The 9,630-nt window shown below is 63.9% G+C and carries 8 protein-coding genes; all 8 read left to right on the top strand.

Translation table 11 applies throughout. From position 1 onward, the window contains the following. Positions 1-89 precede the first annotated feature (89 nt). The 8 genes from SC1_RS12815 (at position 90) to SC1_RS12780 (ending at position 9,580) form a co-directional block, all read left to right on the top strand. A complete protein-coding gene (locus SC1_RS12815) occupies positions 90-1,418 on the top strand; it encodes a dicarboxylate/amino acid:cation symporter (protein WP_062184111.1) in 1,329 nt (442 codons plus the stop codon). Positions 1,419-1,466: 48 nt separating this feature from the next. Beyond that, complete coding sequence (locus SC1_RS12810; RefSeq protein ID WP_152682386.1) at positions 1,467-4,559, top strand: TonB-dependent receptor domain-containing protein; 3,093 nt, start codon at positions 1,467-1,469, stop codon at positions 4,557-4,559. Position 4,560: 1 nt separating this feature from the next. Then, on the top strand, positions 4,561-5,496 hold the full coding sequence (locus tag SC1_RS12805) for a DUF4886 domain-containing protein (RefSeq protein ID WP_062182238.1): 936 nt from the start codon (positions 4,561-4,563) through the stop codon (positions 5,494-5,496). 389 nt (positions 5,497-5,885) lie between these two features. Beyond that, the gene (locus SC1_RS12800) at positions 5,886-6,644 is read left to right on the top strand and encodes an SDR family oxidoreductase (RefSeq protein WP_062182235.1); all 759 of its coding nucleotides are present in this window, start codon (positions 5,886-5,888) and stop codon (positions 6,642-6,644) included. Between the two features lie 27 nt (positions 6,645-6,671). Next, on the top strand, positions 6,672-7,097 hold the full coding sequence (locus tag SC1_RS12795) for a hypothetical protein (RefSeq protein WP_193749170.1): 426 nt from the start codon (positions 6,672-6,674) through the stop codon (positions 7,095-7,097). Positions 7,098-7,125: 28 nt separating this feature from the next. Further along, a complete protein-coding gene (locus SC1_RS12790) occupies positions 7,126-7,584 on the top strand; it encodes a carboxymuconolactone decarboxylase family protein (RefSeq protein WP_062182229.1) in 459 nt (152 codons plus the stop codon). Between the two features lie 107 nt (positions 7,585-7,691). After that, on the top strand, positions 7,692-8,276 hold the full coding sequence (locus SC1_RS12785) for a glutathione S-transferase family protein (RefSeq protein WP_062182226.1): 585 nt from the start codon (positions 7,692-7,694) through the stop codon (positions 8,274-8,276). 80 nt (positions 8,277-8,356) lie between these two features. After that, positions 8,357-9,580, top strand: a complete 1,224-nt coding sequence (locus SC1_RS12780) for a bifunctional alpha/beta hydrolase/OsmC family protein (RefSeq protein WP_062182222.1) — start codon at positions 8,357-8,359, stop codon at positions 9,578-9,580. The last annotated feature ends 50 nt before the right edge of the window (positions 9,581-9,630 follow it).

The following is a 9,630-nucleotide window of genomic DNA, read 5'->3' as shown; positions in this document are numbered from 1 at the left end:
CTATTTTTAGCCAAAGGCCGGGAAACACCCCGGGCTGCGTCGAGCCGGACGCAAAAGATGGGGAGAGGCTGGTGGCAGCCACGATCGACATGAATGCGACGCACCTGCCGGCGAAGACCGGTCCGTGGTGGTCGCATCTCTATGTGCAGGTGCTTGCGGCGATTGCCGGCGGCATCCTGCTTGGCCATTTCTGGCCCGAAGTCGGCGTCAAGCTGCAGCCGCTCGGCAAGGGTTTCATCGACCTCGTCAAGATGATCATCGCACCGGTGATCTTCCTTACCGTATCGACCGGCATCGCTTCGGTCGGCAGCGGCAAGACGCTCGGGCGCCTGACGGCCAAGACCTTCGCCTATTTCCTCTTCTTCTCGACGCTCGCGCTGATCATCGGGCTGATCGTCGCCAATGTGGTGCAACCGGGCGCAGGGATGAATATCGATCCCCGCACGCTCGATCCGAACGCGGTCGCCAAGATCGCTGAATATGATGCCAAGGCGCATGACACGTCGCTCGTCGGCTTCCTGCTCGCGATCATCCCGACGACTTTCGTTTCGGCGCTGACTTCGGGCTCGATCCTGCAGGCGCTGTTCGCGGCGATCCTGTTCGGCATCGCGCTGTCGCACACCGGCGCCGCGGGGGCGCAGGTGCTTGGCATGCTCGAAAAGCTTTCGAGCGTCTTCTTCTATCTCGTTGGAATGTTGATGCGTTTTGCGCCGATCGGCGCGTTCGGCGCAATGGCTTTCACGATCGGCGAATATGGCGTCGAATCGCTCGTCAATCTCGGCGCGTTGATCGCGACCTTTTACCTGACCTCGATCCTGTTCGTGGTGGTCGTCCTCGGCGGCATGGCGCGGCTCTGCGGCTTCTCGATCTTCCGCCTGATCGCATATCTCAAGGCAGAGCTTCTGCTCGTGCTGGGCACCTCGTCGTCCGAAGCCGCGCTGCCCAGTCTGATGGACAAGCTCGAAAAGGCGGGCTGTGCCAAGCCCGTGGTCGGCATGGTCGTGCCGACCGGCTACAGCTTCAACCTCGACGGCACGAACATCTATATGACGCTCGCGGCGCTATTCGTTGCGCAGGCGACGGGCGTCGACCTCAGCCTTGGCGATCAGGTCGCGCTGCTGCTCGTGGCGATGGTGAGCTCGAAGGGGGCGGCGGGCGTCACCGGCGCAGGCTTCATCACGCTCGCAGCGACGTTGACCGCGGTTCCGACCGTACCCGTCGCGGGGCTCGCACTGATCCTTGGCATCGACCGTTTCATGAGCGAGTGCCGCGCGCTCACCAACTTCATCGGCAATGCGCTCGCCGCGATCGTCGTCGCGATGTGGGAAAACGCGCTCGACCGCGATGCGCTGAACCGCGCGCTCAGCGGAGAGCCCGCGCCGCTCGCGGCGGCACCGGTAGAGACCGACAGCGATTGAGGCCGGCAAGGCCCGGAAATTTAAACAATAAAATTGGGGAGAGTGAAAATGAGGCGCACAGTTGGAACAATGCTTCTGGCGAGCACGGCGATCTGCCTTCTCGCGGGCGCACCCGCGCAGGCCCAGACGGCCGAAGCCGAAGCGACTACCGAAGCGGCCGACGCGAACGAGCCGCAGCCCGATGGGGAAACCGCCGGCGATATCGTCGTCGTCGGCACCCGCATCGAAGGCGCGCGCGTTACCGAGGCGCTTCCCGTGGTCGTTGTCAATCAGGACAAGCTCGACGCGATCGGCGCAGTCAGCGGTGACGAGTTGATCCGCAACATCCCGCAGATGGGCGACGTCAGCTTCAACCCCGGCAACAATGCCCAGACCAGCAACGCCGCGCGCGGCGACGTCGGTTCGGTCAACCTCCGCTCGCTCGGAGTCGGCAACACGCTGGTGTTGCTGAACGGTCGCCGTATCGTCACCCACCCGGCGAGCCAGGGGTTGTCGGACACGGGCACCGTGCCGGTCCTGAGCTATAACTCGAACGCGATCCCGACGACGGGGCTCCAGCGGCTCGAAGTCCTGCTCGACGGCGCCGCCGCGCTCTATGGCTCCGATGCCGTCGCGGGCGTCGTCAACACGGTGCTCAAGGACAATTACGACGGCCTTCGGATGCAGGCGCAGTATGGCGGTGCCGAGGGAACGCATCTGCGTGAGTTCCAGGGCAATATCCTCGCCGGCAAGAGCTTCGATCGCGGCAATGTCACGCTGTCGTTCGAATATACCGATCGGTCGGCGCTGCGTGCGGAAGACCAGGATTTCACCGCTTCGGCGAACCTCCGCCCGCTGTTCGCCGACTATCCGGACTTCGCGGATTCAACGACGCCCGACGCGCGCGCGACGCGCGGCGCCTGGCCCGCGCTTCAGGTCCCGGTAACAGGTGGCCGGCCGCGCCGCGGCGCGACGAACCTCACCACGGCGGCGGGCGCGTTCACCGTTCGCCCGACGCGTCTCGGCGGATGCACGCAGGCGCTGACCGCCGATCTCTGCCTTGTGAACACCGCGCTCGCGACGAACAATGCGTTCCGTGACCTGCGTTTCGACACAGCGGTCGGCACGACCGTGATGCCGAGCGTCAAGCGCTACAATGCCTTCATCAACGGCCACTACGACCTGACCGACGATCTGACTTTGTTCGGCGAGTTCGGATATTATCGTTCCAACACGACGCGTATTCAGCCGCCGGTGATCAACCTCAACCAGATATGGATCCCGGCCTCGAACTATTACAATCCGTTCGGCGCGACGACGATCAATGGTCAGCCCAACCCCAATCGCATCCCGGGACTCGTCAACGTGCCCGCAGCAGGCCTGCCGGTGCTGCTCACCACCTATCGCTTCGTCGATACCGGGCCGCAGGCGGTGAAGGTGAGCGGCGAGCAACTGCGCGGTCTGATCGGGGTTCGCGGCGAGGTTGCGGGTTTCAAATGGGACAGCGCCTTCGTTTATTCCGAGGCTTCCGCAGTCGACAGCAGCCTCGCGGTACGCAGCTCGGCGCTTCAGCAGAGCCTCGCGCTTGCGACGCCAGATGCCTATAATCCGTTCAACGGCGGCTGCATCGACAGCCTGAGTTCGGGCGATTGTACCCCCAGCTCGCAGGCCGCTATCGACGCGATCACGTTCCAGTTGCGGCGCCGGTCGAAGACGACGCTGACGATGGGCGATTTCCGCGCCTCGCGCGCCGATCTCCTGACACTGCCCGGCGGCGACGTCGGCGTTGCCTTCGGCCTCGAAGTGCGGCGTGAAACGCAGCGCGACGATCGCGATTCCGCGGTCGACGGATCGAGCCCCTTCATCGACGCCGTGACGGGCGCGGTGACGATCAGCGATGCCGCAGCGGTCAGCGACAATCCGGATACGTACGGCAAGCGTACCGTCGCCGCCGGCTATGCCGAACTCGCCGTCCCGCTGGTTTCGGAAGAGATGAACATCCCGCTCGTCCGGCGCTTCGATGTGCAACTTGCCGGTCGTTTTGAACATTATAGCGACTTCGGCAGCGTCGTGCGGCCGAAAGTCGCTGCGGCATGGGACGTCGTCGACGGTATCCGCTTTCGCGGTTCCTTTTCGCAGGGTTTCCGCGCGCCGAACCTCGAACAGGTCAATGCGGTCGAATATGCGCGCCTTGCGACCAGCCAGGATTTCCTGCGCTGCGAGGTTGACCTGCGCGCCGGCCGGATCGCCAACTTCAACGCGTGCGGAAACAATGTCGGCTATTCGCGCCGCGTCTCGGGCAACCCCGACTTGAAGCCCGAAAAGAGCACCAACTATAATCTCGGCGCGGTGTTCGAGCCGACGTTCATTCCGGCCGATCTCGGCCGTATGACCTTCACCGTCGACTATTGGTCGATCAAACAGAAGGGCATCGTCGGCATTCTCGGCAACGATACCGCCGTGGCGCTCGACTATCTGCTCCGCCTCCAGGGATCGTCGAACCCGAACGTCATTCGCGATGCCGCCAATGCCGACGATCTCGCGGCGTTCGCGGGTACGGGCATCACGCCGGTCGGCCGCATCACGACGGTGCGCGACCAGTTCATCAACCTGCAGCCGCAAACCGTCCGCGGGCTCGATTTCGCATTCTATTGGCAATCGCCCAAGACCGACATCGGCAAGTTCGATTTCTCCGTCAACGCGACACGGCTGCTCAAATTCTCGCGCGCGCCTGGCGATGCGGTCGACATGCTCGTTGCGGCCCGCGCGGCCGGCGACATCAACGCCGCGACTCCCTTGCCCGAGACCCAGAATCTGATCGAGGCGAATGGCCGCCCGAAATGGCGCGGGACGGCGTCGCTGACATGGTCGCTCGGCCAGTTCCAGATCGGGGCCTTCGCGCGTTATACCGGCGCGGTCGACGAAACCGCGTTCGTGGATAGCGAGGGCAACCCGTGGCGCGTCAAGTCGCAGGTTACCGGCAATCTTTATGCGCAGGTGCGTATCAAGGACGCAGGCGGTCTGGGCGGCGACATGCGCTGGCGTGTCGGCGTGCGCAATATCACGAACGAGAAGCCGCCGCTGTCGTCCGAGGGCTATCTGGGGTCGCTCTACAACCCCTACGGCCGCTACTGGTACACCTCGGTCACCACGGAGTTCTGATATGAAATACGGGCACGGCATCTGGTTATCGATCGGCGCTGCCGCGCTCGCGGTCGCGCCGGCGGCAACGGCAAAGGAACGCGCGCCCGCGCCGACCGCCGCCGCCGGCGCGGCCCCCTCCGCACCGCAAAAAGCCGCACCGAAGACGATCCTCTTCATCGGCAACAGCTTTACGCAGGGGGCGCATTCTGCGGCGCGAAACTGGCGCGCCGGCACGGTGACGGATCTCAACAATGCGGGCTATGGCGGCGTGCCCGCGCTGTTCAAGCTGTTCGCCGAGCAGGCTGGGCTCGACTATGCCGTCAGTCTCGAGACGCAGGGCGGCAAGTCACTCGGCTTCCATTATGACGAGCGGCGCCAGCTTTTCGACCGGTCGTGGGATATCGTCGTGCTTCAGGAATTCAGCACGCTCGACCGCGCAAAGCCCGGCGATCCCGCCGATTATTTGCGCAATGTCGACCGGCTGGCCGCGCTGTTCAAGGCGCGCAATCCCGCCGTCGACATCCGTCTCGCCGCGACCTGGACGCGCGCGGACCAGACTTATCAATCCGGGGGGCATTGGTACGGAAAGCCGGTGACGGCGATGGCCGATGACCTCCGCGCCGCGGCCGACCGCGCACGCGCCGCCAATCCGTCCGTGGCGGGGATCGTGCCGGTCGGCCAGGCCTGGAACCGCGCGATGACCGAAGGTGTCGCCGACCCCAATCCCTATGACGGCATCGGCTATGGCCAGCTCGATCTGTGGGCGTACGACCATTATCACGCGAGCGTCGCGGGCTATTATCTCTCGGCGCTCGTCACCTTTGGCGCGATCACCGGCATCGATCCGACGACGCTTGGTGCAAAGGAAAAGGGCGCCGACGAACTCGGGCTCTCGGACGCGCAGGCGGCGGCGCTGCAACGCGTCGCGCGCGACACGCTCGCGAACCGGCCATAGGTCGTTCGGGAAAAAAGGGAGCCGGACAGGTAGGATGCTCGCCTGCCAATTCGTTGGCCGCAGGGAGAAACCGGAAAAACCCCTGCGTTCATCATCTCTGTCACGTCCGATTAACACGGCTCCACGAAGTTCCGAAGCATCAGCCGATGCGGTCGAGACGGGCTGCGCGGGGAGGGGTAGGGAGCGCAAACCGTCTCGATGGGTGGATTAGAACAGCGCCCGCCGGTGCGCGGAAGGTTCGAGATTTGAACGCCCGATTGTACCAACGGGTCTGAAACACTCGATGGTACACTGGCTTTCGCACCTCTCAGGTCTGCATCGGCGCGGGTGACACGCCTATTCCAATGGCAACGGACGCAAGGTGCGTCGTCGCAGGGAAAGGCAGTGGCATGAAGATCGTCGTGATTGGCGGAACCGGGCTTATCGGCTCGAAAGTCGTCAGCAAACTCAATGCTCTGGGGCATCAGGCTGTCGCCGCGGCGCCCAATACCGGCGTCAACACGCTGACCGGCGAAGGACTTGCCGAAGCGCTGGCGGGTGCAGAGGTCGTCGTCGACCTCGCCAACTCGCCGACCTTTGACGAGGCCGCGATCGATTTCTTCAAGACTGCGGGCCAGAATGTTGCCGAGGCCGAGAAAGCTGCGGGCGTTGGCCATCATATCGCGCTGTCGGTCGTCGGCACTGAAAAAATGGGGGTCAGCCCTTATTTCCTCGCCAAACAGGCACAGGAAAAGCTGATCCGCGATAGCGGCATTCCCTACACTATCATCCACGCGACGCAGTTCATGGAATTTCTTCGCGGTATCGGCCAATCGGCGGTCGTCGGCGACGAGGTTCATCTGTCGCACGCCTATATCCAGCCGATGGCCGCCGAGGATGTCGCCGACGCAGTGACGGCCGTTGCGGTCGCCGCGCCCGCGAACACCATCGTCGAGATCGGCGGGCCCGAGAAATTCCACCTCGACGAGATCATCGGCAAGGTGATGGCGTTCGACGACGACACGCGCCCGATCGTGGTCGATCCCGAAGCACGCTATTTCGGGCTGCGGCTCGAGGATGATTCGCTGATCCCTGGCCCCGGTGCGAAGCTTGGTTCGACGCGCTTCGACTGGTGGCTCGAAAACGTCCCGCCGCCGCCGAAAAAATAATCATCCGCGACCCAAGGGGAGATCATCATGCTCAAGACGATTTGTATCTGGACCGCCGTCATCCTCGGCATCGGCGCCGAAGCGAACGGGCTTTTCATGCTCTGGTCGCCCGGCGACTGGTATCTCGCGGTTCCGGGCGTCACGACAACCGGGCCCTTCAACCAGCATTTCATTCGCGACATCGGGCTGATCTTCCTTTTCGTGGGAACGTCGCTCCTCATGGGCGCCTTCCGTCCTCAATATCGCGTGCTGCTGTGGACGACCGCGACGCTGTGGCTCTGGGGCCATGCGTTCTTCCATTTCTGGGAAGTTGCGGTCGGCATATGCGGTCCGGACGCGATCGCTCGCGATTTTCCGGCGGTTACTTTGCCCGCGATCCTCACGGGATTGCTCAGCCTCTGGGCCATCGCCGACGCGCGAAAAGAGCGGTCAAGCACCGCTGGCGCCCTCTGATTTTCCACGAAAAATAAGGAGAAAAGCAATGACTCCCCGTATGAATATCTTCCAGGCCGCCCCCGATGCGATGAAGGCCATGCTGGCCGTCGAAGCCACGTTCGAAACCTCGGGCCTCGACCACAGCCTGATCGAATTGGTGAAGCTGCGCGCATCGCAGATCAACGGCTGCGCCTTTTGTATCCACATGCATGTGACCGATGCGGTGAAGCATGGCGAAAGCCACATGCGCATCCATCTGCTGGACGCCTGGCGGGAATCGCCGCTCTACACCGACCGCGAACGCGCCGCGCTGAACTGGACGGAATCGTTGACCGGCATTGCCGAAACGGGCGCCCCCGACGAGGATTACGAGCTGCTGAAGGCGCATTTCGACGACAAGCAGATCGCCTATCTGACGGTCGCAGTCGCCGCGATCAATTTCTGGAACACGGTCCAGATCAGCCTTCGCGCCGTCCACCCGGTCGAACAGGCGGCCGCGGCGTAACGAGCCCCCGGGCGCTGGACCTACCGACCCGGCCGTCCAGCGCCGATCCCGGCCGCCGGGACATCTCCCTCCGATGTCCCGGCGGCTTCCCGTTCAGGAGACGATCGATGAAACTCTATTATTGCCCATGGGCGTGCAGCCTTGCCGCCCATATTGCGCTCCACGAAGCTGGCGCGCCGTTCGAGAATGAGAGCGTCGACATCAAGACGAAGATCACAGCGAGCGGCACCGATTTCAACAATGTAACGCGCAAGGGCTATGTCCCGGCGCTTGAACTCGACAATGGCGAGATCGTCACTGAAAATATCGCTGTCCTCGACTATCTGGCGGGCGTCTATCCGCAGTTGGGGGTCGAAGGTCCGCTTGGCCGAACACGGCTGGTCGAGGCGCTCGCCTATATTTCGACCGAGATACACAAAAGCTACAAGCCCTTCTGGCACAACGGCACCGACGAGCAAAAGGCCGTCGCCAGTGCCTATATCACTGCGCGGATGCGTTACCTTGGCGACACGATCAAGGGCGACTATCTGTTCGGGGACCGCCCGACCGTCGCGGATTTCTATCTGTTCGTGACGACGACATGGGCTGGCCGCTTTGGCGTCGACGTTCCGCCCGCGATTGCCGCGCTCCACGAACGGCTGAAAGCGCGTCCCGCGGTCCAGGCGACGCTGAAGGCAGAGGGGCTCGCCTGACGATCGTGTCATGCGCCTCTTGCCTTCGGGCATTTTATGCTACGCCCGACGAGCCTTGTTAACAGCGACCGGAGATAGAGATGCCGACGCGCCCCTTCGATTTTCCCAATGGCGATGGCGAACGCCTGTCGGGTAGGCTTGAGCTCCCGGTCGGATCGACCAAGGCGTGGGCGCTGTTCGCGCACTGCTTTACCTGCGGAAAGGATAATAAGGCTGCGGTCCGGATTTCGCGGCGCCTTGCTGGTGCGGGCATCGGCGTGCTGCGGTTCGACTTCACGGGCCTTGGTGCCAGCGAAGGCGATTTTGGATCGGCGGGTTTCAGCCACAATGTCAAGGACCTGGTCGCCGCGGCCGACGCGATGACCGCGGCGGGCATGCCGCCGATGCTGCTCGTCGGGCATAGCCTCGGCGGAGCGGCCGTGCTGGCCGCCGCGGGGTCGCTGCCCGGAGTCCACGCCATCGCGACGATCGCGGCGCCGTTCGACGTCGAACATGCGCTCCACCAGTTCGATCCCGAGGGATTGGAGACGATCGAGCGCGAAGGTCGCGGCGTCGTGGCGATCGGCAGCCGGCCCTTTACCGTCCGCAAGGAGTTCGTCAAAAGTCTGCGCGAGCAGGATCAGGGCGCGCGCGTGGCGTCACTTAAGCGGCCCTTGCTGCTGCTTCACTCGCCGATCGATCAGGTCGTCGGGATCGAGAATGTGACCAGCCTCTATCTCGCGGCAAAGCATCCCAAGAGTTTCGTCTCGCTCGACGGCGCCGACCATCTTTTGACCGATGCGCGCGACGCCGATTTCGCCGCCGACATGATTTCGGCGTGGGCCGGCCGCTATCTGCCCGCGATGCCGCCGACTGCCGCCAGCCAGTTCGACGCGGAAGCGGAGGAAACGCGCCTCGGCAAATTCCAGCTCGCCATGCGGGCAGGGAAGGCCGCCTTCATCGCCGACGAGCCCGAGAGTGCGGGCGGTCTGGGTTCGGGCCCGACGCCCTTCAACCTGCTATCCGCCGCGCTCGCTGCCTGCACGACGATGACGCTCCGCCTCTATGCGGATCGCAAGGGGTGGCCGGTCGACCGCATCCGTACCGGCGTGACGCACCGCAAGGACAAGGGTTTCGATAAACCCGATATCTTCAGCCGCCGTGTCGAGATCACGGGCGCGATCGACGATGCGCAGCATGCCGAACTGCTTGGCGTCGCCGACCGCTGCCCCGTGCATCGCACGCTCGAAACCGGATCGCGCTTCGAGGCGACCGAAGCGGGATGGGCCGATGCCGGCCCGACCGGAGACCAGACGCCCGCTTAGTGCAGGGCGATTGTCGCGTCTCGGTTCTGCCGTGCTTCGCTCCATCGGCT

Origin of the sequence: Sphingopyxis sp. C-1 (assembly GCF_001047015.1) — a bacterium.
Taxonomy (GTDB): Bacteria; Pseudomonadota; Alphaproteobacteria; order Sphingomonadales; family Sphingomonadaceae; genus Sphingopyxis.
This window is presented reverse-complemented; position numbering and strand designations above follow the sequence as displayed.